The sequence below is a fragment of the Streptomyces radiopugnans genome, assembly GCF_900110735.1.
In the GTDB taxonomy this organism is placed as follows: domain Bacteria; phylum Actinomycetota; class Actinomycetes; order Streptomycetales; family Streptomycetaceae; genus Streptomyces; species Streptomyces radiopugnans.
The window spans coordinates 170,663-196,680 of the sequence record NZ_FOET01000001.1 but is presented as its reverse complement, the minus strand read 5'-3'; the positions used below and the strand labels follow the sequence as shown (position 1 = coordinate 196,680).

Genomic DNA, 26,018 nt, shown 5'->3' with positions numbered 1-26,018 from the left:
CGGGCGGCGGTCCGGCCACCGGGCCGGGCCGTGGACCGGGCCGTGGAGCCCGCGGCGGCGGTCCCGGCGGGGCCGGAAGGGGTGGAGGAGCCGGGACCGGCCGGCGGCCCCTCCCCGCTGCGGCTGCTCCTGGAGCAGGTCCGGCCGCACCGGCGGGTGCTGGTCGCCGGGGGGCTGCTGTCGCTGCTCGGCTCCGGCGCGGACCTCGCCATGCCGATGATGGCCAAGCACGCCGTGGACGCCTTCGCGGACGGGCGCTCGCCCGTCCGCCCGCTGGTGGCCCTCACCCTCGCCGTCCTCCTCGGGGCGTTCCTCGCGGCGGCCGGCCGGTACATGATGGCGCGCACCGGCGAGGCCGCCGTCCTGCGGGCCCGCAGGCGGCTCGTCGGCCGGATGCTGCGGCTGCGGGTCGAGGCCGTCGACCGGCTCACCCCCGGCGACCTGCTCTCGCGCGCCACCGGTGACACCTCGCTGCTGCGCACCGTGCTCTCCCGCAACATCGCCGACGCGGTCACCGGAGTGCTGGTCCTGCTGGGCACCGTCGTGCTGATGGCGGTCGTGGACCTCGTCCTCCTGGGGGTCACCCTCCTCGCCGTGCTCCTCGCCCTGGGCCTGCTCGCCCTGCTCATGCCGAGGATCCAGCGGGCGCAGCACCAGGCGCAGGAGGCGGTCGGCGCGATGGGGTCGGCGCTGGACCGCGCGCTGCAGGCGTTCCGCACCGTCAAGGCGAGCGGGGCCGAGGAGCGCGAGAGCGCCGCCGTCGCCGAGGCGGCGCGGCGGGCCCACGAGCGCGGTGTGGCGGTGGCCTGGTGGAACTCGGTCTCCGACGTCACGACCTCCGTGGCGATGCAGTTCGCCTTCCTCGCCGTACTGGGGGTCGGCGGCGCCAGGACCGTCTCCGGGGCGATGGAGGTCTCGTCGCTGGTCGCCTTCCTGCTCTACCTCTTCGCCCTGATGGGTCCGCTCGGCCAGCTCACCGACGGCTGGACGGGCCTGAGCGGCGGGCTGGCCGCGGTGCGGCGCATCCGGGAGGTGGAGGAGCTGCCGCGGGAGTCCCCCGGCGGTGCGCCCTCCCCCAGGGGTTCGTCACCGCTCGGCGTCGCCTTCGAGGACGTGGTCTTCGGATACGGCGGGCACCTCGAAGGCCGCTCCCCGGCGCACCGGGGTGTGACCTTCGAGGTGCCCGCCGGCGGTCTGACGGCGATCGTGGGCCCCTCCGGCGCCGGGAAGTCCACGGTGTTCGCGCTGCTGGAGCGCTTCTACGAGCACGACGCGGGCACCGTCGCAGTCGGCGGGCGCGACATCCGCCACTGGCCGCTGGCCGAACTGCGGTCGGCGATCGCCTACGTCGAGCAGGACGCGCCCGTACTGGCCGGGACCCTGCGGGAGAACCTGCTGCTGGCCGCCCCGGACGCCGCCGAGGAGGAGGTGCGGCGCGCGGTGTCGCGCACCCGGCTCGACGGCCTCGTCGAGCGGCTGCCCGGCGGCCTGGACGCGCAGGTCGGCCACCGCGGGGTGACGCTGTCGGGCGGCGAGCGCCAGCGGATCGCCATCGCCCGGGCGCTGCTGCGCAGGCCCAGGCTGCTGCTGCTCGACGAGGTGACGTCGCAGCTCGACGCGGTCAACGAGGAGGCACTGCGCGAGGTCGTCGTGGAACTGGCCGCCGAGACCACCGTCCTGGCCATCGCGCACCGGCTCTCCACGGTGGTGCGGGCCGACCGCATCGTGGTGATGGAGGACGGCCGGGTGCGCGCGGTGGGCCTCCACGCCGATCTGCTGCGCTCGGACGCGCTGTACGCCGGGCTCGCCGCCACACAGCTCGTGGCGGGCCGCTCCCCCGCCCGGGCCGCGGCGGAGGCCGTGGAGGAGCCCTCCGGCCCCTCATAGACAGGACCGTGCGGGCCGCGGAGGCCGCGAGCCGCGCGGCAGGAGCGGCACGCAGAAGCGCCCCGAGCAACGAGTCCCCCCACGGGCCCGTTGACGGGGCGCTTCCTTTTCCCGGTCATGGACTCCCCCCACGGGATCCTGGCCGGGTGTCTGCCTGGCGGTGTACGGGCGGGAGGGCCGCTCAAGCTCCCCCGAGGCACACCGCCTGCGCGGACCACCGTCCTCGTCCCCCACAGACGAACACGGCGGGCGGCGGCGGCTCCGCCGGAGTACCGACGCCACCCCTTAAGACACACGAGCCCCCGGAATGGTTACCCCTCAATTAGTGTGACCTACGTCACACTCCTTCACGCCTCCTCCACCGCTCCACCGCACCGGGAACACACGACGGGCCCCGCTCCCGCACCTTCCGAAGGTGCGGGAGCGGGGCCCGCGGGGGCCGCTGTGCGGCAGCCCCGAGCCGCCCGGTGGCCCCGGAGGCGCCGCCGGGCGGCTCTGGAGACCCGGACGACCGCTCAGCGCTGCTCCACCGGGACGTAGTCGCGCTCGACGACACCGGTGTAGATCTGGCGCGGACGGCCGATGCGGGAGCCCGGCTCCTTGATCATCTCGTGCCACTGGGCGATCCAGCCGGGAAGGCGGCCGAGCGCGAACAGCACGGTGAACATGGTGGTCGGGAAGCCCATGGCCCGGTAGATCAGGCCGGTGTAGAAGTCGACGTTCGGGTAGAGGTTGCGCTCGACGAAGTAGTCGTCGGCCAGCGCGTGCTCCTCCAGCTTCAGCGCGATGTCCAGCAGTTCGTCGGACTTGCCGAGCGCCGAGAGGACGTCGTGCGCCGCCGCCTTGATGATCTTCGCCCGGGGGTCGAAGCTCTTGTAGACGCGGTGGCCGAAGCCCATCAGCCGGACGCCGTCCTCCTTGTTCTTCACCCGGCGGATGAAGGAGTCGACGTCGCCGCCCTCGGCCTTGATGCGCTCCAGCATCTCCAGCACCGACTGGTTGGCGCCGCCGTGCAGGGGGCCCCACAGGGCGCTGATCCCGGCGGAGATGGAGGCGAACATGTTCGCCTGGGAGGAGCCGACCAGGCGCACGGTGGAGGTCGAGCAGTTCTGCTCGTGGTCCGCGTGCAGGATGAGCAGCTTGTCCAGGGCGCTGGTCACGACCGGGTTGAGGTCGTACTCCTCGGCCGGGACCGAGAAGGTCATGCGCAGGAAGTTCTCGACGTAGCCCAGGTCGTTGCGCGGGTAGACCACCGGGTGGCCGACCGACTTCTTGTACGCGTACGCCGCGATGGTGGGCAGCTTGGCGAGCAGCCGGATGGTGGACAGGTGCCGCTGCTGCTCGTCGAAGGGGTTGTGGCTGTCCTGGTAGAAAGTGGACAGCGCGCTCACCACCGAGGAGAGCATCGCCATCGGGTGGGCGTCCCGGGGGAAGCCGTCGTAGAACCGTTTGACGTCCTCGTGGAGCAGGGTGTGCTGGGTGATCTCGTTGCGGAAATCGGCCAGCTGGTCGACGGTGGGCAGCTCTCCGTTGATCAGCAGGTACGCCGTCTCGAGGAACGTGCCGTGCTCGGCGAGCTGCTCGATCGGATACCCGCGGTAGCGGAGGATGCCCTTCTCGCCGTCGAGAAAGGTGATCGCCGACTTGTACGCGGCGGTGTTGCCGTAACCGGAGTCCAGGGTCACCAGACCGGTCTGGGCGCGCAGCTTGGAGATGTCGAAACCACTGTCACCGACAGTGCTGCCGACCAGCGGGAAGCTGTACTCGCCGTCCCCGTACCGCAGTACTACTGCGCCATCACTTTCACGGTGTTCGCTCACGTCATCCCTCACCGACGTAGTGCCTCATCTTCGAGTGCCCTGTCCTCGTCCCACTGTCTCCCATTCGGTGCAGTGCGGTGCACTCGGGGTCGGTCAGCAGGCCCGCAGGTGGCACGGAGTGCCTCCGGAAAGTTACGCGGGGTGTGGCGTACCGCGCAATCGGTGGTCCAGGGCGGTGCAGCGCCGACCCGCGGAGACCGTCCGAACCGCCTGGCCCAGAGCCCTGCGCGAACCCACCAGCACCACGAGGCGTTTGGCCCTCGTCACGGCCGTGTAGAGCAGATTGCGCTGGAGCATCATCCAGGCACCGGTGGTGACCGGGACGACCACCGCCGGGTACTCGCTGCCCTGGGAACGGTGGATGGTCACCGCGTAGGCGTGCGCGAGTTCGTCCAGCTCGTCGAAGTCGTAGCCCACCTCCTCGTCCTCGTCGGTGCGCACCGTCAGGCGCTGCTCCTCCGTGCTCAGGGAGGTCACCACGCCCACCGTGCCGTTGAAGACCCCGTTGGCCCCCTTCTCGTAGTTGTTGCGAATCTGAGTGACCTTGTCGCCCACCCTGAAAACCCGTCCGCCGAACCGCTTTTCCGGCAGGTCGGGCCGCCCGGGGGTGATGGCCTGCTGGAGCAGGCCGTTGAGCGTGCCCGCGCCGGCCGGGCCCCGGTGCATCGGCGCCAGCACCTGCACGTCGCGGCGCGGGTCGAGGCCGAACTTCGCCGGGATGCGCCGGGCCGCCACGTCGACGGTGAGCCGGCCGGCCTCCTCGGTGTCGTCCTCCACGAAGAGGAAGAAGTCCGGCAGGCCCTGGGTGATCGGCGGGACCCCGGAGTTGATGCGGTGGGCATTGGTGACCACACCGGACTGCTGGGCCTGCCGGAAGATCCGCGTCAGCCGCACCGCCGGGACCGGGCTGCCCTCGGCCAGCAGGTCGCGCAGCACCTCGCCCGCCCCCACCGACGGCAACTGGTCCACGTCCCCCACCAGCAGCAGGTGGGCGCCCGGCGCCACGGCCTTGATCAGCTTGTTGGCCAGCAGCAAGTCCAGCATGGACGCCTCGTCGACCACCACCAGATCGGCGTCCAGCGGCCGCTCCCGGTCGTAGGCGGCGTCTCCGCCGGGCCTGAGCTCCAGCAGCCGGTGGACGGTTGAGGCCTCCGCTCCGGTCAGCTCCGACAGCCGCTTGGCCGCCCGGCCGGTGGGCGCGGCCAGCACCACCTTCGCCCGCTTGGCCCGCGCCAGCTCCACCACCGACCGCACGGTGAAGGACTTGCCGCAGCCGGGCCCGCCGGTGAGCACCGCCACCTTCTGCGTCAGCGCCAGCTTCACCGCGTCCCGCTGCTCGGGGGCCAGCTCGGCCCCGGTGCGCCCCGCCAGCCAGGACAGGGCCGCCTCCCAGTCGACGTCCCGGAAGGCCGGGATGCGGTCCTCCTCGGTGCGCAGCAGGCGCAGCAGCTGGGCCGACAGGGACAGCTCGGCGCGGTGGAAGGGCACCAGATAGACCGCCGAGACCCGCTGGCCCGGGTGCTCCGGGTCGGGGACCTGCTCGCGCACCACCCCCTCCTCCTCGCCCGCCAGCTCGCCCAGGCAGTCGATGACCAGGCCGGTGTCCACCTGGAGGAGCTTGACGGTGTCGGCGATCAGCCGCTCCTCCGGCAGGTAGCAGTGCCCCTGGTCGGCCGACTGCGACAGCGCGTACTGCAGTCCGGCCTTCACCCGGTCGGGGCTGTCGTGGGGGATGCCGACGGCCTGTGCGATGCGGTCGGCGGTCAGGAAGCCGATGCCCCACACGTCGGCGGCCAGCCGGTAGGGCTGGTTGCGCACCACCGAGATCGAGGCGTCGCCGTACTTCTTGTAGATGCGCACCGCGATCGAGGTGGACACCCCCACCCCCTGGAGGAAGACCATCACCTCCTTGATCGCCTTCTGCTCCTCCCACGCCGCGCCGATCAGCTTCGTCCGCTTCGGGCCGAGGCCGGGCACCTCGATCAGCCGTTCCGGCTCGTTCTCGATGACCTCCAGGGTCTCCAGCCCGAAGTGGTCCACGATCCGTTCGGCGATCTTCGGGCCGATGCCCTTGATCAGTCCTGAGCCCAGATAGCGCCGGATGCCCTGGACGGTTGCCGGCAGGACCGTCGTGTAGTTCTCCACGGTGAACTGGCGGCCGTACTGCGGGTGCGAGCCCCAGCGGCCCTCCATCCGCAGCGACTCCCCCACCTGCGCACCGAGCAGCGAGCCGACGACGGTGAGCAGCTCGCCGCCGCGCCCGGTGTCGACGCGGGCGACCGTGTAGCCGTTTTCCTCGTTGGCGTAGGTGATGCGCTCGAGGACGGCCTCGAGCACGGCGGGTTGGAACGACATGTCACAGACCGTAACGCCGGGGACCGACAACCGGAATCCCGGCCGTGGGGATCCGTGGCGACGGGACAGGCGCGGGGTGGCCCGGTGCGGGCTCGGAACGGGCACGGAGCTGGGCCACGCCGGAAGCGGAGCACCCCGGAATGTTACGAGGGGCCCGGCCTGCGCGGCCCGGCCCCTCGTGTCCCCCCGCCGGTCTCACCCTCCCCCGAGATCCCTCCCCGGTTCGACCGACACCGGTTATGACCCGTGACGGACCGGAAGGGTTGCACGGCGGAGCATGATTTTTTACGCCGGATTTCCGCCGGATCCCCGCGGGATCCCCGCCGGATCCCCGCGGCGGGGGCCGGAAGTGGAATCGGCACAGGTCTGGGTACCCGGCAGGGGCTTCCGGTGACTCCGCCCGGCCGGTCCGCAGGGCAGGTCCTCCGGCGGACGGGAGCGGCGGAGAACGACGGTGACGACAGTGAGGAGACGGCGCATGAGCGGGTGGACGCCATCCCAGGCCGAGGGCGAGCGGGACGACGAGGAGGGCATCGACCAGTCACGCGGGCTGAGCGAGCGGCACGAGGCCGCCTCGGCGAAGTCCGCCGCGAGCGAGGACGCCTCCGGGAAGGCCGCCGGCAAGGGGGACGGGGGCCCGGCCGCCACCCCCTCGCAGGCCGAGGGCGGCAGGGGCGCGGAGGGCGCCGAGCAGGACCGCGGCGGCGCGCGGTGACGCCGCCGTCGCCTCCCGTCGTACGGGAGGCGACGGCGGCCCGGCGCGGTCCGCGGCGCGACGGTGGCGGACCGCGTCCGTTCGGTGGCCCCCGCGGGCTCCGCCCCTACAGGACGTGGGCGCGGAAGCGCTCCGCCGTCTCCGCGAGCGCCTCACGGCCGTCGCGGTCCCACAGGGCCTCGTTGAAGATCTCCACCTCGGTCCAGCCGGTGTAGCCGGCCGCCGCGACCCGGTCGTGCCAGAAGCGGAAGTCGATCGAGCCGTCCCCGAGCTGCCCGCGGCCCAGCAGCACGCCCGCCGGCAGCGGGGTGCACCAGTCGGCGAGCTGGAAGGCGGCGATGCGGCCGCCCTCCCCCGCGCGGTCGATCTGCGCGGGAGCCCGGTCGTCCCACCAGATGTGGTACGTGTCCACGACCACGCCGACCTGCTCGGCCGGGAAGCGTTCGGCCAGGTCCAGGGCCTGTCCGAGGGTGGAGACCACGCAGCGGTCCGAGGCGAACATCGGGTGCAGCGGCTCGATGGCCAGCCGGACCCCGCGCTCGGCCGCGTAGGGGGCCAGTTCGGCCAGCGCGTCGGCGATCCGCTCGCGAGCGCCGTACAGGTCGCGGTCGCCGTCGGGCAGTCCGCCGGAGACCAGGACCAGGGTGTCGGTGCCCACCCCGGCCGCCTCGTCGACCGCCGCCCGGTTGTCGTCCAGCGCCGCACGGCGCGCGGCGGGGTCGGCGGCGGTGAGGAAGCCGCTGCGGCACAGGCTGGTGACGGTCAGGCCCGCGTCCCGCACCAGACGGGCGGTGGCCTCCACCCCGTACTTCTGCACCGGTGCGCGCCACAGGCCGACGCCGCCGACGCCCAGCGAGGCGCAGGCCTCGGCCAGTTCGGGCAGGGATAGCTGCCTGACGGTCTCCTGGTTGATGGAGAAGCGGGCGGTGCCGCCGCCGGGGGATCCGGGGGAGTCGGAAAACTCCGAGGACTCCGAGGACTCCGAGGACTCCGAGGACTCCGAGGACACGGTCATGCCGCCACCCCGTGGACCGCCAGCAGCTGCCGCATCCTCGCCTCGGCCAGTGCCGGATCGGGGAACAGCCCGAGGGAGTCGGCCAGTTCGTACGCCCGCGCCAGGTGCGGCAGCGAGCGGGCGGACTGCATCCCGCCGACCATGGCGAAGTGCTCCTGGTGCCCGGCCAGCCAGGCGAGGAACACCACGCCGGTCTTGTAGTAGCGGGTCGGGGCCTGGAACAGGTGGCGGGACAGCTCGACGGTGGGGTCCAGCAGCTTGCGGAACCCGGCCGGGTCCCCGGTGTCCAGCACCCGCACGGCCTCGGCCGCCAGCGGCGCCAGCGGGTCGAAGATCCCCAGCAGCGCGTGGCTGAAACGCCCGCCGGCCGCGGGGTCCTCGCCCGCGATCAGCTCGGGGTAGTTGAAGTCGTCGCCGGTGTAGCAGCGCACCCCGCCCGGCAGTCTGCGGCGCAGCGCGACCTCGCGGCCCGCGTCCAGCAGGGAGATCTTGACACCGTCGACCTTGTCGGGGTGCTCGGCGATGACGGCGAGGAAGGTCTCGGTGGCGGCGTCCAGGTCCTCGCTGCCCCAGTAGCCGGTGAGCGCCGGGTCGAACATCGGGCCGAGCCAGTGCAGGATCACCGGCTCGGACGCCTGGCGCAGCAGGTGCCCGTAGAGCTCCAGGTAGTCCTCGGGGCTCCGGGCGAGGGCGGCCGTGGCGCGGGAGGCCATCACGATCGCCTGGGCGCCGGCCTCCTCCACCACGGCGAGCTGCTCCTCGTAGGCGGCGCGGACCTCGTCCAGACGGGAGGCGGGGCCGGTGAGCTGGTCGGTGCCCACGCCGCAGGCGATACGGCCCCCGCAGGCGGCGGCCTCGGCGGCGGAGCGGCGGATCAGTTCGGCGGCGGCGGCCCAGTCCAGGCCCATGCCGCGCTGGGCGGTGTCCATGGCCTCGGCCACACCGAGCCCGTGGGACCACAGATGGCGGCGGAAGGCGAGCGTGGCGTCCCAGTCCACGGCGGCCGGGCCGTCGGGCGTGGTGTCCGCGAAGGGGTCGGCGACGACGTGGGCGGCGGAGAACACCGTGCGGGAGACCAGCGGCGGGCTCCCGGCGGCGGGCACCGCGGGCTCGGTGCGGGGGGCGTACTCGCGCAGGACGCCGCAGGCGTCGGGCAGGCGGATCACAGGCTCAGCTCCGGTACGTCGAGGCGGCGGCCCTCGGCGGCCGAGGCCAGGCCGAGTTCGGCGAGCTGGACGCCGCGGGCGCCGGCCAGCAGGTCCCAGGTGTAGGGCTCGTCCAGCGCCACGTGGCGCAGGAACAGCTCCCACTGCGCCTTGAAGCCGTTGTCGAACTCCCCGCCCTCGGGGTGGTTGTCCGGCACCTCCTGCCACTGGTCGCGGAAGGACTCGGTCACCGGCAGGTCCGGGTTCCACACCGGCTTGGGAGTGGCGGAGCGGTGCTGGACGCGGCAGGTGCGCAGCCCGGCGACGGCCGACCCCTCGGTGCCGTCGACCTGGAACTCCACCAGCTCGTCGCGGTTGACCCGCACGGTCCAGGAGGAGTTGATCTGGGCGACGATCCCGCCGTCGAGCTGGAAGATGCCGTAGGCGGCGTCGTCGGCGGTGGCCTGGTACGGCTTGCCGTGCTCGTCCCAGCGCTGCGGGATGTGGGTGGCGGTGACGGCCTGGACGGTGCGCACCGGGCCGAACAGCTCGTGGAGGACGTACTCCCAGTGGGGGAACATGTCGACGACGATGCCGCCGCCGTCCTCGGCCCGGTAGTTCCACGAGGGGCGCTGGGCGGGCTGCCAGTCGCCCTCGAAGACCCAGTAGCCGAACTCGCCGCGCACCGACAGGATGCGGCCGAAGAAGCCGCCGTCGATCAGCCGCTTGAGCTTGAGCAGCCCCGGTAGAAAGAGCTTGTCCTGCACCACGCCGTGCTTGACGCCGGCCTCGCGGGCGAGCCGGGCCAGCTCCAGGGCGCCGTCGAGGCCGGTGGCGGTGGGCTTCTCGGTGTAGACGTGCTTGCCGGCGGCGATCGCCTTGCGGATGGCGGCCTCGCGGGCGGAGGTGACCTGGGCGTCGAAGTAGATCTCGACGCTCTCGTCGGCCAGTACGGCGTCGAGGTCGCAGCTCACGGCGTCGGGGTCGAGGCCGTGGCGCTCGGCGAGCGCCTTCAGCGCGTGCTCGCGGCGCCCGACGAGGACCGGTTCGGGCCACAGCACATCGCCGTCGCCCAGCTCCAGTCCGCCCTGTTCGCGGATGGCGAGGATGGAGCGGACCAGATGCTGGCGGTACCCCATCCGGCCGGTGACGCCGTTCATGGCGATCCGTACGACCCTGCGTGTCATGAGCTTCCCTCTCGCTTTAGAAAGCGCTTTCTATCCCAGGGCAAGCTAGCCTGCCCACAGCACCCACGACAAGACCCGCAGACAACACCCGCGGACGAGAACCGCACCGGAGGAATCGATGGCAGTGACGCTGGCGGACGTGGCGGCCCGGGCCGGGGTCTCGGCGGCCACCGTCTCGCGCGTACTGAGCGGCAACTACCCGGTGGCCGGGGCCACCCGCAGCCGGGTGCTGCGCGCGGTGGAGGAGCTGGAGTACGTCGTGAACGGACCGGCCAGCTCCCTGGCCGCGGCCACCTCCGATCTCGTCGGCGTCCTCGTCAACGACATCGCCGACCCGTTCTTCGGGATCATGGCAAGCGCGGTCCAGTCGGAGATGGAACCGGAGAAGGCCGGCGGGAAACTGGCGGTGGTGTGCAACACCGGCGGCTCCCCCGAGCGCGAACTGACCTACCTCATGCTCCTCCAGCGACAGCGCGCCGCCGCCGTCGTCCTCACCGGCAGCGCGGTGGAGGACCCCGGGCACGCCGAGGCGCTGGCCGCCCGGCTGCGCCGGCTGGCCGCCGCCGGCACCCGGGTGGTGCTGTGCGGCAGGCCGCCGCTGCCGGAGGCGGGCGGCGACGGGGGTCAGGGCGGCGGGAAGGGCGCCGCGGGCGCCGGGCCGGGTGGTACCGGGGCGCCGCTCACCGTGGCCTTCGACAACCGCGGCGGCGCCCGCCGCCTGACCGAGCACCTCCTCGCCCTCGGCCACCGCCGCATCGGCTACGTGGCGGGCCCGGCCGAACGGACCACCACCCGGCACCGGCTGGAGGGCCACCGGGCCGCACTGGCCGACCACGACCGCGACCACGGCCGCGACCTGCTGACGGAGGCCGACCGCCTCACCGTGCACGGCGCGTACGACCGTTCCTCCGGCTACGACGGCGCCCTGGAGCTGCTGCGCCGCGAACCGGGCCTGACGGCCGTGCTGGCCGCCAACGACACCGTCGCCCTCGGCGTCTGCGCCGCGCTGCGCGAGGCGGGCCTGAGCATCCCCGGGGACGTCTCCGTGGCCGGCTTCGACGACCTGCCCTTCAGCGCGGACGCGTCCCCCTCCCTGACCACCGTCCGCATCCCGCTCCACGAGGCGGGCGCCCGCGCCGGACGGCTGGCGCTGGGCCGGGAGTCGGCGCCTCCCGGGGACGTGGCGACCGTCCGCACCGAGCTGATGGTCCGCGCCTCGACCGCGGCCCCGCGCACCGACTGACCTTCCCCGCAAGCCGGTCGGCGGCTCCGCCGGCCGGGCCGCCGCCCCCCTCCCGGCCGGCGGCAAGCACCGGTGGGCGCGACCGGAGGTCCGGTCGCGCCCACCGTTTCCGCGTACGGGGTCGCGCCTCAGGGGCGCAGCATCCGCCGGTCGGCCTTGTCGGCCCGGTCCAGCTTCGCGTCGTACGGCGCGAGCGGCGCCGCCTTCCGGTTCGCCGACGCGTCGGCGTCCAGACCGGCCCACCGCATCAGGGCGCCGGTGGCGAGGGCCCGGTCGTCCTCCTCCAGCCCGGCGATGTTCGCGCCGTGGTTGGCGCCGGGCGCGGTCAGGACGTAGGAGTCCTCACTGCCGCGGCCCAGCCGGAAGGGCTCCGCTCCCCACGGGTCGTTCTCGCCGTAGACGAACAGCATCCGCTCGGCGTCCTTGCGCACCCACTTGTCGATGTCGCGCATCGCCTTCCGGTCGAAGCTCATCGGGATGTCGCGCGGGACGTAGGAGCGCGGGTCGTAGATGCCGGGGTAGCGCAGCAGCCCGTCCAGGTGCGGGGTGTCGAAGTTCGGCGCGCCGAGCTGGGTGCCGGCCTGGTAGTAGTACGGCGTGTAGTACTCCAGGCCCTGGTCGGTGTAGAAGGAGAAGCCCGCCACCTGGTCGACGAAGGCGTACAGCTCGTCGGTGCTCGCGCTCGCCGCGGGCACCTGGCCGCAGTCGGACTCCGACCCGTACTGCCACCAGGCCCACACCAGGTCCAGGCCCACGTTCTCGAAGGCCTTGTCGGCGCTGCCGACGGTGGTGAAGGTGTAGCCCTCCTCCTTCGCCCACGCCTCGTAGCGGGCCACGATCTCGTCGCGGCGCACGAAGACCTCGCGCTGCACGGCGTTCAGCCGCTCGCGGCACTCGGCGGTGGAGACGGTGGCGAAGAACTCGTCGTAGGCCGAGTCCTCCTTGTTGTTGACGTCGTTGGGCGCGACGTAGGCGACCGTGCCGTCCATGTCGTCCGGGTAGAAGCGGCGGTAGTACGTGGCCGTCATCCCGCCCTTGCTGCCGCCGGTGGAGATCCACTCCTCGTCGTAGATCCGGTGCAGGGCGCGGAAGATGCGGTGCTGGTCGCTGGCCGCCTGCCAGATGTCGAGCTTGGACCAGTCGGCGGGCTGGGGCCGCGACGGGGTGAAGAAGCGGTACTCCATGGAGACCTGGTTGCCGTCGGTCATCCTCGTCGGCTCGCTGCGCGAGGGCGTGGTGCGCAGCCCGTAGCCGGAGGTGTAGAAGACGGTGGGCCGGTCCTCGCCCTTGTGCAGCACCGTCAGACGCTGCTCGAAGGTGCCCTCCGAGGGCCTGCGGTGGTCGACGGGCTGCCGGTAGCCCAGCACGAAGAAGCGGTAGCCGTCGACCGGCTTCTCCTCGATCAGGCGCATCCCCGGTATCGCGAGGATGCGGTCCTCGATGTCGGTCCCGGCCGCGGTGGCGGCCCCCGCCGACGCGCTGCCGACGCTGACGGTGCCGATGAGCACCAGCAGGGTCAGCAGGGCTCTGAGCGCCTTGCGCATGTATGCCCTCCCATGGGCTTGTCCGTGAACGCGGCGAACCTATCCGGCGCAACACCGGGCCCGCCAGACCGGGTTGGCGCCCGAATCCGGGGACCGCGCCCGCCGCGCACCGCTCCGCGGGCCGCTCCCGGCCCCGTACCGCGGGCACCGGCGGCGGGCGTACGCTCACCGCCATGACCGACGCCGCGACGGACAGCACGACGAACGCCGGGAAAGACACCGGGACGGATGCCGGGACGGACGGGCAGGCCCCGCTGGCGCGCGGGCCGCTGGGGATGGAACTGCTGGGCTTCCACCGGGAGCCGGAGGACGCGGCCTTCGACGACGCGCGCGTGGGCTACGTCCTGGTGGCACTGTGGCATCAGGGGCGGCTGCTGATGGTGCGGGTGCGCGGGCGCGACTGCTGGGAGCTGCCGGGCGGCCGGATCGAGCCCGGCGAGACGCCCCGGCAGGCGGCCGTACGCGAACTGCGCGAGGAGAGCGGCCAGGAGGTGGCGCCGGAGCGGCTGCGGTTCGCCGGTTTCGCCCGCACCGCTCTCGGCCCCGAGCGCCGGGTGATGTACGGCGCCCTGTTCACCGCCGAGGCCGGCGGCCCGGCCCCGTTCACACCCGGCGAGGAGATCGCCGCCGTCCACTGGCGGGAGGGCGACGAGCCGCTGGAGGGCGGTGTGGTGCAGACGGTGGACGAATACCTGGCTGCGCTCTGCCGCCCCTGACCCGTACGGTCGCCCGTATGCCCGCACCCGGAGGTTTCTCCTACGACGCGTACGGCGACGGCACGGTGACCGTCGCCCACCACGGCCGCCCGGTCACCACCCTGCGCGGTGAGCGCGCCCGGCGCTTCCTGGCGGAGGTGGACTCGGGCGACCCGCAGCAGGTGATGGCCCGCTGGACGGGGAACTACCGGCGCGGCAACGAGCGCACGGCCCGCGACCACCCGCGCGACCGCCGCTGAGCGCGCTCCCTTCGACCGGGGCGCGCTCGGCGAAGGGACGCGCTCACGCCTCCGCGCTCACACCCCCGCGCCCTCCGGCACGCCCGCGTAGGTGCGCCACAGCTCCGCGTACCGCCCGCCGCGCTCCAGCAGTTCCGCGTGGGTGCCGTCCTCCACCACCCGGCCGTGGTCCAGGACCACCACCCGGTCCGCGCGGGCGGCCGTGGTGAGGCGGTGGGCGACGACCAGGGTGGTGCGGCGGCCCGCCAGGCGGTCGGTGGCCTGGTTGACCAGCGCCTCGGTGGCCAGGTCCAGGGCCGCGGTGGCCTCGTCCAGCAGCAGGATGTCGGGGCGCACCAGCTCCGCGCGGGCCAGGGCGATCAGCTGCCGCTGCCCGGCGGAGAGGTTGCGCCCCTTCTCGGCGACCGGGTGCAGATAGCCGCCGGAGAGCGTGGCGATCATGTCGTGCGCGCCGACCGCCCGCGCGGCGGCCTCCACCTCGGCGTCGGTGGCGTCGGGGCGGCCGTAGGCGATGGCGTCGCGCACCGTGCCCGGGAAGAGGTACGACTCCTGCGGCACCACCCCGAGCCGGTGGCGGTAGCCGGCCAGGTCCAGCTCGCGCAGGTCGACGCCGTCCACCCGGACGGTGCCCGAGGTCGGGTCGTAGAACCGGGCGACCAGCTTGACCAGCGTGGACTTGCCCGCGCCCGTCTCGCCGACGAAGGCGACCGTCTGCCCGGCGGGGATCGTCAGATCGACGCCGGACAGCGCGTTCTCGCCGCCCTCCCCGTCCGCGCCGTCCCCGGCGTTGTACCGGAAGGCGACGTTCTCGAAGACGATCTCGCCGCGCAGCCGGCCCACCTCGCGCGGCTTCTCGGGCAGCGGCGTCGTCGTCCGCTCGCGCAGCAGCTCCTGGACGCGGCCCAGGGAGACGACCGCCTGCTGGTAGCCGTCGAAGACCTGCGAGAGCTGCTGCACGGGGGCGAAGAACAGCTCGATGTAGAGCAGGTACGCCACCAGAGCGCCCGCCGTCAGCGTGCCGCCGCCCACCCGGTTCGCGCCGACGATCAGCACGGCGGCGGTCGCCAGGGAGGCGAGGAGCTGGATGAAGGGGAAGTACACCGAGATCAGCCACTGGCCGCGCACACGCGCCCGGCGGTAGCCGTCGCTGAGCTCGGCGAAGCGGCGCGCGTCGCGCTCCTCGCGGCGGAACGCCTGCACGATCCGCAGACCGGCGACGCCCTCCTGGAGGGCGGCGTTGACGCCGCTGACGCGCTCGCGCGCCAGCTCGTAGGCCTTGATGCTCTGGCGGCGGAAGAAGACCGTGCCGATCACCAGCGGCGGCAGGGTCGCCAGGACCACCAGCGCGAGTCCCGCGTCGATGACGACGAGGGCGACCATGATGCCGAAGAAGGTCAGCACCGCGACGATCGCCTGGACCAGCCCGGTCTGCAGGAAGGACGTCAGGGCGTCCACGTCGGTGGTCATCCGGGTCATGATCTTCCCGGTCAGCTCGCGCTCGTAGTAGTCGAGCCCGAGGCGCTGGAGCTGGGCGAAGATCTTGACCCGGAGGGTGTAGAGGATCCGCTCGCCGGTGCGGCCGATGGCGCGGGTCTCCCCGGTCTGCGCGGCCCACTGGACGAGGACGACGACCAGCGCCAGCGCGGAGGCGGCCCAGACCGCGCCGAGCGCCGCCTGCTGGACGCCCTCGTCGATGCCGTGCCGCACCAGGACCGGCAGCATCAGCCCGGCGACCGCGTCGATCACGACCAGCAGCAGGCTCAGCAGCAGCGGACCGCGGAAGCCGCGCAGCAGATGGCGCAACCTGTAGGCGGACTCGGCGGCGGCGGCGCGCTCCTCGTCGATGCCGGGGGCGTCGGTGGCCGGGGGCAGGGCGGCGACCTTGTCGAGCATCTCGGGGGTGGCCGGGACCCCGGCCAGGGCTCCCGCGAAGCCCGGCCCGCCGGTGGCGGGGGCGGGCGCGCCGGGAGTGGTGGCGGCGGTGTCCTCCGGGTCACCCTCCCTGATCCACAGCTCGGGGGTGACGCCGTCGACCCGGCCGTCGGACCCGCCGTCCTCGGACGCCGCCTCGGACGCGCCCCGGGACGCGGCGATCTGCCCGGCCGGATCGCGTTCGACGCCGCCCAGCTCGTCGGGGTCGCTGAGCAGCCTGCGGTACAGCTCGCAGCGCTCCTGGAGCTCGGCGTCGGTGCCGACGTCCACCAGCCGCCCGCCGTCGAGCACGGCGATGCGGTCGGCCAGGGAGAGGGTGGAGCGGCGGTGGGCGATCAGCAGGGTGGTGCGGCCGGCCATCACACCGCGCAGCGCCTCGTGGATCTCGTGCTCCACCCGGGCGTCCACGGCGGAGGTCGCGTCGTCCAGCACCAGCAGTCTGGGGTCGGCGAGGATGGCCCGGGCCAGGGCGATGCGCTGGCGCTGGCCGCCGGAGAGGGTCAGGCCCTGCTCGCCGACGGCGGTGTCGTAGCCGTCGGGCAGGTCGGAGATGAAGCCGTCGGCCTGGGCGGCGCGCGCGGCGGCCCGTACCTGCTCGTCGGTGGCGTCGGGGTGGCCGTAGGCGATGTTGGCGCGGACGGTGTCGGAGAACAGGAAGCTGTGCTCGGGCACCAGGCCGATGGCCGCGCGCAGCGAGGCGGAGGTCAGCTCGCGCACGTCGTGCCCGCCGACCCGCACCGCGCCCGAGGTCACGTCGTAGAAGCGCGGCAGCAGCAGCGAGACGGTGGACTTGCCGCTTCCGGAGGTGCCGACGACGGCGACGGTCTCGCCGGGCGAGATGCTCAGCGAGAAGTCCTCCAGCACCGGCCGCGCGTCGGGGCCGGTGTCGTAGGCGAAGCCGACGCGGTCGAACTCGACGGTGGCGGGGGCGTCGGCGGGCAGTTCGCGGGCGTCCTCGCTCTCGCGGATGGCCGGCTCGGTGTCGATCAGCTCCAGGACGCGCTCGACGCCCGCCCGCGCCTGCTGGCCGACCGTCAGCATCATGGTCAGCATCCGCACCGGCCCGACGAGCTGGGCGAGGTAGGTGGAGAAGGCGACGAAGGTGCCCAGGGTGATCTGGCCGCGGGTGGCCATCCAGCCGCCGAAGGCGAGCATCGCGACCTGGCCGAGGGCGGGGACGGCCTGCAGGGCGGGGGTGTAGCGGGCGTTCAGCTTCACCGTGCGCAGCCGGGCGGCGAACAGCTCGCGGCCGGCCGCGCGCAGCTTGCCGGTCTCCTGCTCCTCCTGCCCGAAGCCCTTGACCACGCGCACGCCGCCGACCGCCCCGTCCACCACACCGGCCACGGCGCCGGCCTGGGCCTGGGCGTACCAGCTGGCGGGGAAGAGCCGGTCGCGGCTGCGCCGGGCGATGAACGTCAGGGCGGGCGCGACGGCCAGCGCCACCAGCGTCAGCAGCGGGGAGAGGGAGACCATCACGACCAGCGAGATGACGAAGAGCAGGATGTTGCCGATCATCATCGGCGTCATGAACAGCAGGCCCTGGATGAGCTGGAGGTCGCTGGTGCCCCGCCCGACGACCTGGCCGGTGGACAGCTCGTCCTGCCGCCGCCCGTCGAGGCGGGTGATGGAGTCGTACATCTCGGTGCGCAGGTCGTGCTGGACGTCGAGCGCGAGCCTGCCGCCGTAGTAGCGGCGCACGTACGTCAGCCCGTACACCGCGACCGCGGCGGCGACCAGCAGCCCGATCCACAGGCCGAGCCCGTCACCGCCGCCTATGACGATGTCGTCGATGACCACCTTGGTGACCAGGGGGACGAGCGCCATCACGGCCATGCCGGCGAGCGAGGCGCCCAGCGACAACAGCACGTTGCGGCGGTACCGCCAGCAGTACGCGGTCAGCCGCCGCGCCCAGCCCGGCTGCCGCGCGTCGCCGGCCTCCCCCGTGTCCCCGGCTTTCCCGGTCTCCCCCGCCTGCGTACCCGCCACTTCCGGTTACCTCCCGCTGGCCGTGCGTCGCCGTGTGCGACCGTGTGTCGCCCTGTGTGTCCACTGCACCAGTGGACCAACGCGCGGGCGACCGTATTTCATCCCGCTGGAGGGGAGGCGGACCGGGCTTCCCGTTCTCCGTGGTGATCCGGCACCGGCCGGCGCCGGACCGTAGGGTGACGGCCGTGAACAGGCGACGTCGCAAGAAGCTGTCGGCGCGACTGGTGTGGGCGGCGAGCAGTGGGGACCTCCCGGGGGTGACCGCGCTGCTGCGGGCCGGGGCTCCCGCCGAGACCGCCGACGCCGAGGGCACCACCCCGCTCTACGCGGCGGCCGTCCAGGGCAACGGTGAAGTGGCGGAAGCGCTCCTGGCGGCCGGAGCCCACCCGGACACCGAGAGCGGGCGCGGCCAGGAGGGCACCCCGCTGTGCGCCGCCGCCTGCCGGGGAAACACCGGAACGGTGCGGACGCTCCTCGCCCACGGCGCCGATCCCCTGCTCCGTGAGGACGGAGGCACCGGCCTCTCCCCGCTCGACTGGGCCCTGCGCGAGTCCCACGCCGAGACGATCGCTCTGCTGCTCGCGGCGCCCCGTCCGGAGGAGGGCGGGCGGCGGCTCACCGCGGAGGAACCGGTGGCGCGGCACCGGCAGCCGCCGCGTGCCGACCGTGCAACCGTGCGCGCGGAGGCGGACCGGTTCGCCGGTGGTGAGGACCGCGTCGGCGACGGCCGGTGAACGACAGGGGGCGCGGCCCGGAGAGCCAGGCATTCTCTCCGGACCGCGCCCTTGGTGGGCCGCGGCGTCGACGGGCGGTGCGTGCCAGCACCCCCCACAGGACCGGCTCCCCGCCCGTCCGCTCGATCGGCCCGCCCCGCGGTGAGGAGGGACCGCGGGGCCCGCCGGACCGCTCGCGCCGCCTGTCCGGGGCGTGCACGGCGACCGGCCGTCTCAGTGGGGTCCCAGGTGGTGCGGACCCCGGTTTCCGCCGGAAGGTTCCGTCAGATGGCGAACACCTCCGCGCCGTCTCCCTCCGCGGCATCCGGCCACACGCAGAGGATCTCCGGTGTGGAACGGCTCCCGGACCCCCCCGGGCTTCCGGAGCCCTCGAAGGCGCAGACCGGCGCGCCCGCGCCGTCCGCCTCCCCCGTGCGCTCCGGCGCGGTGGCGAGCACCAGCGCCGAGGGCGCCTGGGGCGCCGGCGCGGCGAGCGCCGCGCCGCACAGCGGGGCGAGCGTGCCCGCGGCCAGCAGGCCGCTCACCAGGGCGCACTTCACCGCGTTCCGCATGACGCGTCCTTCCGTCGGGGTGTAACGGATAGCGAACGTGAGTCTGTCGGGAAGCATCGTCGGATGCACCTTCGACGATCATTTCGAGTAACGTTGCGTGTTAAACCAGTAGCCTGCTGTAACCCCCGGGGGTACAGGGTGCGCGCGCCGGTCACCAGCGACGATGTGATCGATCGTTTTCACCGGCTTCGAAACCCTGTGCTTACGTCCGGATACGCACTGCTCCAAACGTGACCGAAAAGCAGGGGGTCCCGGCCAGCGGAACCCGCGCGGGGACGCGCCGCGACCACGCCTCCGGAAGCGATTGCAGCCGCAATAACCACCGTTACACCGCGAGGGACGGCCCACCGCCGGGGCGCCCCCTCGTCTCCCTCGTCCCCCGGGGCCGGCGTCCCACCGGTGGCCCCCTTGGGTCACCGCCCGGACGGCCGGTGGCCCAAGGGTGCGGGCCGGGCCTACCGCTCCGCGGACTCCCGCTCGGCCGCGATCCGCCGGGCCATCAGCGTCGTCAGCTCGTAGGCGGTGTGGGAGGCGGCCACCGAGGTGATCTCGGCGTGGTCGTACGCCGGGGCGACCTCGACCACGTCGGCCGAGACCAGGTTGCAGGAGGCGAGCCCGCGCAGGATCTCCAGCAGCTCGCGGGAGGTCATGCCGCCCGCCTCCGGGGTGCCGGTGCCGGGCGCGTGGGCCGGGTCGAGGCAGTCGATGTCGATGGAGACGTACAGCGGGCGGTCGCCGATGCGCTGGCGGAGCTGGTCGGCGACCTCGTCCACGCCGCGCCGCATCACGTCGGCGGAGGTGACGATGCCGAAGCCCATCTTGGCGTCGTCGGTGAGGTCCTTCTTGCCGTACAGCGGGCCGCGGGTGCCGACGTGGGAGAGCGCGGAGGTGTCGAGGATGCCCTCCTCCACCGCGCGCCGGAAGGGCGTGCCGTGGGTGTACTCGGCGCCGAAGTAGGTGTCCCAGGTGTCCAGGTGGGCGTCGAAGTGGAGCAGGGCGACGGGGCCGTGCTTACGGGCAACCGCGCGCAGCAGCGGCAGGGCGATGGTGTGGTCGCCGCCCAGCGTCATCAGCCGGGCGCCGGTGTCCAGCAGTTCGCCGGCCGCCCGCTCCACCGTCTCGACCGCCTCGTGGATGTCGAAGGGGTTGGCGGCGATGTCGCCCGCGTCGGCGACCTGGGCGAGCGCGAACGGGGAGGCGTCCTGGGCCGGGTTGTAGGGGCGCAGCAGGCGGGAGGCCTCGCGGACGGCATTGGAGCCGAAGCGGGCGCCGGGCCGGTAGGAGACGCCCGAGTCGAAGGGCACCCCGACGACGGCGACGTCGGCGCGGCCCACCTCGTCCAGGCGGGGCAGGCGGGCGAAGGTCGCCGGGCCCGCGAAGCGCGGGATGCGGGAGGAGTCGACGGGTCCGCGGGGCTGCTGCTGGTCGCTGCTCATGCGGCCGAGGGTAGGCAGGGGCCCTTCCCCGCGGACATGGACGGATCCGACAGTCGCCCGCACCCTTTTGGACGGCCCGTACAGGAGGCGGCGGGCGCGACGGGGCACCGCGCGGGCACGGCGGGAGACGGAGGGGGCGCCACGGGCCGAAGCCGATCGCCCGGCGGGCCCCCTCGGGGGACAATGCCCCCATGCCGATAACCGCCGCCCCCTCCCGCTCCGAGCTGATCGACCACCTCGTCCGCACCCGTATCGCCGGGGACGTCGCCACTCCGCGCGAGAACAACCTGGACCACTACCGCCGGCTCGCCAACGGCGACCGGCACTACTGGCTGGGCCTGGAGCTGGGCGACCGCTGGAGTGACGAGCAGGACGTACTGGCGGTGATGGCCGAGCGCTGCGGGGTCGTCGACGACCCCGGGCACCGCCAGGGCCAGGACACCATCGACCCGGAGCTGACGGTGGCCGCCCTGGACCGGGCGGCGGTCGAGCTGCGCAAGGCGGCGGAGGCCGGCCACCGGGTGCTGTTCGCCACCGGCCACCCGGGCGCGCTGATCGATCTGCACAGCAAGGTGGCGAACGCGCTGCGGCTGGCCGGGTGCGAGATCGTACGGGTGCCGCTGGGGCTGATCGCGGACCAGGGCGTGGTGGTGCAGCTCGCGGACATCGCGATGCACGAGCGCGGGGCGACGCTGTGGCACACCCACTCCCCCGAGCCGATGACCGCGATCCTCGACGCCCTCCAGCGCGAGGGCGAGCCGCTGCCGGACCTGGTCTTCGCCGACCACGGCTGGGCGGGCTGCGCGGCGCAGCGCGGCATCACCACGGTCGGCTTCGCCGACTGCAACGACCCGGCGCTCTTCCTCGGCGAGGCGGAGGGCACCCTCGCGGTCACCGTCCCCCTGGACGATCATGTGATCAATCCGCGCTACTACGAGCCGATGACCGCCTACCTGCTGGACGCGGCGGGGCTGACGCCCGCGTAGCGGGGGCGGGCGGGGCGTCCGGGCCGTCCGGCGGCGGGCGCCCGCGGGCTGCCGGCGGCCCGTAAATCCGGTTGCCCGCCGACGGGTGCGGCACCTAGCGTCGCGGCCATGGGTTCCGCAGCCTTCATGGCGATCACCAGCGGTGCGGGCGCCGTCGCGCGGCGCTCCGGCTGGTGTCCGCAGACGACCGGCCGCCCGCGCGGTCGGCGTTCGGCCCCGGCACGCCGGGACCCGTCGAGCGTCTGACCCCGAGCAGCCGTCCGCAGGCGCCCCCGGGCGCCCCTCCGTACGGACGCGCCCTTCGCGTACGCCGTCACGCGTACGCGCCCGCTCCCCCGCGCTCCCCGCGTCCTCGCGCGGTCCTTCCGCATGCGTGCCCGGGCCCCGGTGTCTCCCGTGGACCCGGACAGGCCCGAAGCCCCGCGCGCCCACACCCTTGTGGAACCGTCCACGCACGCGCTCCGCCGCGCCCGGCCCCGGCCTGTCCTCGAACAGAGGACTTCGCCCGTGGCACGCCGCCGCATCACGCTCTCCCAGAACTTCCTGCACGACACCGACGCCGTACGCCGCCTGGTGCGCTTCTCCCGGGTCGGCCCCGGCGACCTGGTGGTCGAGCCCGGCGCCGGGGAGGGACCGCTCACCGCCGCGCTGGCCCGTACCTGCCGCGAGGTGGTGGCGTACGAGATCGACCCGCGCCTGGCCGCCCGGCTGGAGCGCCGTTTCGCGGGACGCCCCGAGGTCCGCCCCGTACGGGGCGACTTCCTGCGGGCCTCCCCTCCGCACGAGCCGTTCGCCGTGGTGGGCAACATCCCCTACTCGCGCACGACCGACATCGTGCGGTGGTGCCTGGCCGCCCCCGCGCTGACCTCCGCGACGCTGCTCACCCAGCGGGAGTACGCGCGCAAGCACACCGGGGACTACGGCCGCTGGCCGCTGCTGACGGTGCTCAGCTGGCCTTGCCACGACTGGCTGCTGGGCTGCCGGGTCGGGCGCGGGAGCTTCGTGCCCGTGCCGCGCACCGACTCGGCCGCGCTCCGGATCGAGCGCCGTTCCACGCCCCTGCTGCCCCCGGACCGGCTCCCCGGCTACCGGGCCTTCGTGGAGCACGGTTTCACCGGGGTGGGCGGCTCGCTGGCGGCCACGCTGGCGCGGCGGCACCGCACACGCCGGGTCCGGGCCGCCTGCGCGGCGGCGGGGGTCGGCACGGACACCCCCGTGGGGCTGGTCGCCCCGCGTCAGTGGCTGGTGCTGTTCGGCGAACTGGGACGGGGTTGAACGAACGGCCTGTGGGACGTCCTCGGCGCCCCGGTCCGGCACCCGCGCGCCGGACCGGGGCCCGCGTTTCCGCGGGGCCGGCGAGGATGCGGGGCCGGGCGGGAACCCCTGGGCGGGCCCGCCGCACGGGCGCCCCGCCGCACGGGCCTCAGCCGCGCGGCACCCGCACCACGCCCTCCTGCATCACCGTGATCGCCAGCCGTCCGTCGGCGGTGAAGATCCGGCCGTGGCCCAGTCCGCGGCCGGCCTGGGAGGTGGGGCTGGACTGGTCGTACAGCAGCCACTCGTCCACGCGGAAGGGGCGGTGGAACCACATCGCGTGGTCCAGGCTCGCGCCCACCACGTCCCCGACCGTCCAGCCGCCGCGGCCGTGGGCGAGGAGGACGGGCTCCAGCAGGCTCATGTCGGAGATGTAGGCGGCCAGGCACAGGTGGAGCACCGGCCGGTCGAGGTCGCCGTCGAGCTTGCCTGCCGTGCGGAACCAGACCTGGGAGCGCGGCTCGCGCGGCTGCCCGGCCGTCGCGTACGGCGGTTCGGTGACGTACCGCAGGTCGACCGCCGCCCGCGCCTCGGCGAGGCGGCCGGCGACGCCGGGGTCGCTGAACAGATGGGCGTGGCGCGGCAGCAGCTCGGTGGAGTCCGGCAGCGTCTCCGGGTCCGGTGCGGCCGGCATCGGCTCCTGGTGCTCCAGCCCGTCCTCGCCGGCCTGGAAGGACGCCGACAGGTGGAAGATCGGCTGCCCGTGCTGGACGGCGACGACCCGGCGGGTGGTGAAGGACCGCCCGTCGCGGATGCGGTCGACCGTGTAGACGATCGGCGCGGCCGGGTCGCCGGGGCGCAGGAAGTAGGCGTGCAGCGAGTGCGCGAGCCGGTCGTCGGGGACGGTGCGGAAGGCCGCGACGAGCGCCTGCGCGGCCACCTGCCCGCCGAAGACCCGGGGGACGACCGCCGGGCGGCTCTGGCCGCGGAAGATGTCGCGGTCGATCCGCTCCAGGTCGAGCAGGCCGACCAGGTCCAGCAGGGCGGACGGGGGCGCCTGGCCGGCGCCCGCGCCCGTGCCGTCGTTCGTCATGGAAGGTGCGTGTCCTCCGCTCGGTTCCGTGCCCGGCCGCCTCGTTCCCGGCCGCTCACAGGCCCATCGACTTGGCGATGATGGACCGCATGACCTCGCTGGTGCCCCCGTAGATGCGGGTGACGCGGGTGTCGGCATACAGGCGCGAGATCGGGTACTCCCGCATGTAGCCGTAACCGCCGTGCAGCTGGAGGCACTTGTCGATGACCTTGGCTGCGGTCTCGGTGGTGAACAGCTTGACGGAGGCGGCGTCGGCGGGGGTCAGCTCCCCGGCGTCCAGGGCGTCCAGCGCGCGGTCCACGACCGCCTGCATGGCGTCCACGTCCGCCTGGCAGTCGGCGAGCACGAACTTGGTGTTCTGGAAGGAGGCCACGGGCTTGCCGAAGACCGTGCGGTCCCTGACGTACTCGTGGGCGAAGCGGACGGCTGCGGCGGACTGCGCGTAGGCGCCGATCGCGATGCCCAGGCGCTCCTGCGGGAGGTTGTGGGTGAGGTAGGAGAACGCCTTGCCCTCCTCGCCGAGCAGGTCCTCGACGGGGACCTTGACGTCGGTGAAGGACAGCTCGGCGGTGTCGGAGGACTTCAGGCCCAGCTTGTCGAGGTTGCGGCCGACGGTGTAGCCCTCGCTCTTCGTGTCCACCACCAGGATGGAGATGCCGCCGCGGCGGTCCTCGGGGGTCGGCGGGGCGGTGCGGCAGCAGACCAGGACGCGGTCGGCCTGGACGCCGCCGGTGATGAAGGTCTTGGCGCCGTTGAGTATGTAGTGCGTGCCGTCCTCGGACAGCTTCGCGGTGGTCTTCATGCCGGCCAGGTCCGAGCCGGCGCCGGGCTCGGTCATGGCGATGGCGGTCATCATCTCGCCGGTGACGAAGGGCGGCAGCCAGCGCTGCTTCTGCTCCTCGTTGGCGTACTTCAGCAGGTAGGGCAGGCACAGAGCGGTGTGGACACCGGAGCCGCCGAAGCTGACGCCGGCGCGGGCGGTCTCCTCGGAGATGACGGCGCTGTACTTGAAGCTGGTCTCGCCGGCGCCGCCGTACTCCTCGGGCACCTCGATGCCGAAGACGCCCAGCTCGCCGAGCTTGAGGTAGAGCTCGCGGGGGACGTGGCCCTGCTTCTCCCACTGCTCGTAGTAAGGCACGACCTCGGCGGCGATGAAGTCGCGGATGGTCTCGCGGAACGCCTCGTGGTCCTCGTTGAACACCGTGCGACGCACGTCATCGCCTCCTGGGGCCGGAAAACTAAGCGCTTGCTCAGACGCAAGCTACCGAAGGGTCGAATCGGCTGTCCAGGGGTGTTCCGGCGGTTGTCCGCCGCTGTGGGCGGTGTCATACGCGGTCGTACGCGCGCGGCGGGCACCGGCGCGAGTCCGGGCAGGGCTCGGGCAGGGCCCGGCGCGGGGCCCGGCTCGGGGTCTCAGCCCTCGGCGCCCGCCCCGCCTCCGTTCACGCCGTCCGCCGCGCCTTCCTCCACGCGGTACACGCCGACCGCCGGGCCGCCGGAGTCGTCGCCCGCGCCGCCACTCGCGCCGCCGTCCGCCGCGGCCGCGGCGAAGGCGCCGCGGGCCAGCCTGTGCAGGAGGGCGGCCGCCGCGTCGCGGTCCGGCAGCGAGGAGGGGCGGCTCAGGTGGGGCGTGGAGTTGAGCAGGCCGAAGACGGCGTGGACGGAGGCGCGGGCCTCCTTCTCCGGCAGTTCCGGGTGCACCTGGCGCACGACGCCCACCCACAGCTCCACGTACTGGCGCTGGAGCTGGCGCACCAGCTTGCGGTCGCTGTCGCGCAACCGGTCCAGCTCCCGGTCGTGGAGGGTGATCAGGGCGCGGTCGTCGAGCGCGAAGTCGATGTGGCGGCCGATGAGCGCGTCCAGCGTCGCCCCCGGCGCGAGGCCGGCCTCGCCGGACTCCGCCAGGCACCTGCGCCCGCCCGAGTACAGCCGCTCGCTGATGCCCACCAGCAGCTCCGCGAGCATCGCGTCCTTGCCCGCGAAGTGGCGGTAGAGGCCGGGGCCGCTGATGCCGACCGCCGCGCCTATCTCGTCCACGCCGACGCCGTGGAAGCCGCGCTCGGCGAACAGGCGGGCGGCCTCGCCGAGGATCTGCTCTCGGCGGGTGGGGGCGTCGGTCCTGGTGGTCATGAGGGAATTGTAGACAGCCGGGTTAGCGGGCGTTAACCTGATGGACGAGG

The 26,018-nt window shown here is 73.7% G+C and carries 18 protein-coding genes and 2 pseudogenes; 8 read left to right on the top strand and 12 right to left on the bottom strand.

Features of this window, described 5'->3' with window-relative positions; translation table 11 throughout:
• Positions 1–42: 42 nt before the first annotated feature.
• Positions 43–1,887 carry an ABC transporter ATP-binding protein gene (locus tag BMY40_RS00825; RefSeq protein WP_425443049.1) on the top strand — a complete coding sequence of 615 codons (1,845 nt, stop codon included), beginning with the start codon at positions 43–45 and terminating at the stop codon, positions 1,885–1,887.
• Positions 1,888–2,402: 515 nt separating this feature from the next.
• Here BMY40_RS00825 and BMY40_RS00820 read toward each other — a convergent pair.
• Together BMY40_RS00820 and recD2 are read right to left on the bottom strand one after the other, a co-directional pair.
• Entirely contained in the window at positions 2,403–3,707 is a 1,305-nt protein-coding gene (locus BMY40_RS00820) for a citrate synthase (RefSeq protein WP_093654291.1), read from the bottom strand.
• A gap of 132 nt (positions 3,708–3,839) precedes the next feature.
• Entirely contained in the window at positions 3,840–6,062 is a 2,223-nt protein-coding gene (gene recD2, locus BMY40_RS00815) for an SF1B family DNA helicase RecD2 (protein ID WP_093654290.1), read from the bottom strand.
• Between the two features lie 478 nt (positions 6,063–6,540).
• Here recD2 and BMY40_RS00810 point away from each other — a divergent pair, with 478 nt between their 5' ends.
• Positions 6,541–6,777 (top strand): hypothetical protein, encoded by a 237-nt coding sequence (locus tag BMY40_RS00810; protein WP_093654289.1) that lies wholly within the window; start codon positions 6,541–6,543, stop codon positions 6,775–6,777.
• A gap of 106 nt (positions 6,778–6,883) precedes the next feature.
• On the opposite strand, the gene BMY40_RS00805 is transcribed toward BMY40_RS00810, so the two are convergent.
• From BMY40_RS00805 to BMY40_RS00795, 3 genes are read right to left on the bottom strand one after another with little or no spacing between them, the layout of a single operon-like run.
• A complete protein-coding gene (locus tag BMY40_RS00805) occupies positions 6,884–7,792 on the bottom strand; it encodes a sugar phosphate isomerase/epimerase family protein (protein WP_093654287.1) in 909 nt (302 codons plus the stop codon).
• Complete coding sequence (locus tag BMY40_RS00800) at positions 7,789–8,958, bottom strand: dihydrodipicolinate synthase family protein (protein ID WP_093654285.1); 1,170 nt, start codon at positions 8,956–8,958, stop codon at positions 7,789–7,791. The genes BMY40_RS00805 and BMY40_RS00800 overlap by 4 nt, the downstream gene beginning before the upstream one ends.
• Positions 8,955–10,124, bottom strand: coding sequence for a Gfo/Idh/MocA family protein (locus BMY40_RS00795; RefSeq protein WP_093654283.1), 1,170 nt, complete (start codon positions 10,122–10,124; stop codon positions 8,955–8,957). The genes BMY40_RS00800 and BMY40_RS00795 overlap by 4 nt, the downstream gene beginning before the upstream one ends.
• 118 nt (positions 10,125–10,242) lie before the next feature.
• Between BMY40_RS00795 and BMY40_RS00790 the strand changes: the two genes are divergently transcribed.
• Complete coding sequence (locus BMY40_RS00790; RefSeq protein WP_093654281.1) at positions 10,243–11,367, top strand: LacI family DNA-binding transcriptional regulator; 1,125 nt, start codon at positions 10,243–10,245, stop codon at positions 11,365–11,367.
• Between the two features lie 128 nt (positions 11,368–11,495).
• Here the strand turns inward: BMY40_RS00790 and BMY40_RS00785 are convergent, their stop codons facing one another.
• The gene (locus BMY40_RS00785; RefSeq protein WP_093654279.1) at positions 11,496–12,911 is read right to left on the bottom strand and encodes a S28 family serine protease; all 1,416 of its coding nucleotides are present in this window, start codon (positions 12,909–12,911) and stop codon (positions 11,496–11,498) included.
• Between the two features lie 173 nt (positions 12,912–13,084).
• Here BMY40_RS00785 and BMY40_RS00780 point away from each other — a divergent pair, with 173 nt between their 5' ends.
• A complete protein-coding gene (locus BMY40_RS00780; RefSeq protein WP_218158208.1) occupies positions 13,085–13,627 on the top strand; it encodes an NUDIX domain-containing protein in 543 nt (180 codons plus the stop codon).
• Between the two features lie 17 nt (positions 13,628–13,644).
• Positions 13,645–13,866 carry a hypothetical protein gene (locus BMY40_RS00775; RefSeq protein ID WP_093654277.1) on the top strand — a complete coding sequence of 74 codons (222 nt, stop codon included), beginning with the start codon at positions 13,645–13,647 and terminating at the stop codon, positions 13,864–13,866.
• Positions 13,867–13,923: 57 nt separating this feature from the next.
• Here BMY40_RS00775 and BMY40_RS00770 read toward each other — a convergent pair whose 3' ends face one another.
• Positions 13,924–17,784, bottom strand: a complete 3,861-nt coding sequence (locus tag BMY40_RS00770; protein ID WP_093654275.1) for an ABC transporter ATP-binding protein — start codon at positions 17,782–17,784, stop codon at positions 13,924–13,926.
• A 185-nt stretch (positions 17,785–17,969) separates the two neighbouring features.
• On the opposite strand from BMY40_RS00770, the pseudogene BMY40_RS00765 reads away from it, so the two are divergent.
• Positions 17,970–18,386, top strand: a pseudogene (locus BMY40_RS00765) (ankyrin repeat domain-containing protein); the annotation flags it as partial.
• Between the two features lie 395 nt (positions 18,387–18,781).
• On the opposite strand, the gene BMY40_RS00760 reads toward BMY40_RS00765, so the two are convergent.
• The gene (locus BMY40_RS00760; RefSeq protein WP_093654273.1) at positions 18,782–19,069 is read right to left on the bottom strand and encodes a hypothetical protein; all 288 of its coding nucleotides are present in this window, start codon (positions 19,067–19,069) and stop codon (positions 18,782–18,784) included.
• Between the two features lie 455 nt (positions 19,070–19,524).
• On the bottom strand, positions 19,525–20,505 hold the full coding sequence (gene speB / locus BMY40_RS00755; RefSeq protein ID WP_093654271.1) for an agmatinase: 981 nt from the start codon (positions 20,503–20,505) through the stop codon (positions 19,525–19,527).
• Positions 20,506–20,696: 191 nt separating this feature from the next.
• On the opposite strand from speB, the gene BMY40_RS00750 reads away from it, so the two are divergent.
• Positions 20,697–21,491 carry a phosphatase gene (locus BMY40_RS00750; protein WP_093654269.1) on the top strand — a complete coding sequence of 265 codons (795 nt, stop codon included), beginning with the start codon at positions 20,697–20,699 and terminating at the stop codon, positions 21,489–21,491.
• A 507-nt stretch (positions 21,492–21,998) separates the two neighbouring features.
• Positions 21,999–22,766: an ErmE/ErmH/ErmO/ErmR family 23S rRNA (adenine(2058)-N(6))-methyltransferase gene (gene erm, locus BMY40_RS00745; RefSeq protein ID WP_218158207.1), complete on the top strand. Its 768-nt coding sequence runs from the start codon at positions 21,999–22,001 to the stop codon at positions 22,764–22,766.
• A 148-nt stretch (positions 22,767–22,914) separates the two neighbouring features.
• On the opposite strand, the gene tesB is transcribed toward erm, so the two are convergent.
• From tesB to BMY40_RS00730, 3 genes and pseudogenes are all read right to left on the bottom strand, one after another.
• Positions 22,915–23,838, bottom strand: coding sequence for an acyl-CoA thioesterase II (gene tesB, locus BMY40_RS00740; protein ID WP_093654265.1), 924 nt, complete (start codon positions 23,836–23,838; stop codon positions 22,915–22,917).
• 55 nt (positions 23,839–23,893) lie between these two features.
• Positions 23,894–25,051 carry an acyl-CoA dehydrogenase family protein gene (locus tag BMY40_RS00735; RefSeq protein ID WP_093654263.1) on the bottom strand — a complete coding sequence of 386 codons (1,158 nt, stop codon included), beginning with the start codon at positions 25,049–25,051 and terminating at the stop codon, positions 23,894–23,896.
• A gap of 320 nt (positions 25,052–25,371) precedes the next feature.
• A pseudogene (locus BMY40_RS00730) lies at positions 25,372–25,968 on the bottom strand (SACE_7040 family transcriptional regulator); the annotation flags it as partial.
• Between the last annotated feature and the right edge of the window lie 50 nt (positions 25,969–26,018).

Coding starts and splice junctions, on each gene's coding strand:
- recD2 (WP_093654290.1), bottom strand. CDS start 6,062: ATGTCGTTCCAACCCGCCGTGCTCGAGGCCGTCCTCGAGCGCATCACC.
- BMY40_RS00810 (WP_093654289.1), top strand. CDS start 6,541: ATGAGCGGGTGGACGCCATCCCAGGCCGAGGGCGAGCGGGACGACGAG.
- BMY40_RS00805 (WP_093654287.1), bottom strand. CDS start 7,792: ATGACCGTGTCCTCGGAGTCCTCGGAGTCCTCGGAGTCCTCGGAGTCC.
- BMY40_RS00795 (WP_093654283.1), bottom strand. CDS start 10,124: ATGACACGCAGGGTCGTACGGATCGCCATGAACGGCGTCACCGGCCGG.
- BMY40_RS00790 (WP_093654281.1), top strand. CDS start 10,243: ATGGCAGTGACGCTGGCGGACGTGGCGGCCCGGGCCGGGGTCTCGGCG.
- BMY40_RS00785 (WP_093654279.1), bottom strand. CDS start 12,911: ATGCGCAAGGCGCTCAGAGCCCTGCTGACCCTGCTGGTGCTCATCGGC.
- BMY40_RS00780 (WP_218158208.1), top strand. CDS start 13,085: ATGACCGACGCCGCGACGGACAGCACGACGAACGCCGGGAAAGACACC.
- BMY40_RS00775 (WP_093654277.1), top strand. CDS start 13,645: ATGCCCGCACCCGGAGGTTTCTCCTACGACGCGTACGGCGACGGCACG.
- BMY40_RS00760 (WP_093654273.1), bottom strand. CDS start 19,069: ATGCGGAACGCGGTGAAGTGCGCCCTGGTGAGCGGCCTGCTGGCCGCG.
- speB (WP_093654271.1), bottom strand. CDS start 20,505: ATGAGCAGCGACCAGCAGCAGCCCCGCGGACCCGTCGACTCCTCCCGC.
- BMY40_RS00750 (WP_093654269.1), top strand. CDS start 20,697: ATGCCGATAACCGCCGCCCCCTCCCGCTCCGAGCTGATCGACCACCTC.
- tesB (WP_093654265.1), bottom strand. CDS start 23,838: ATGACGAACGACGGCACGGGCGCGGGCGCCGGCCAGGCGCCCCCGTCC.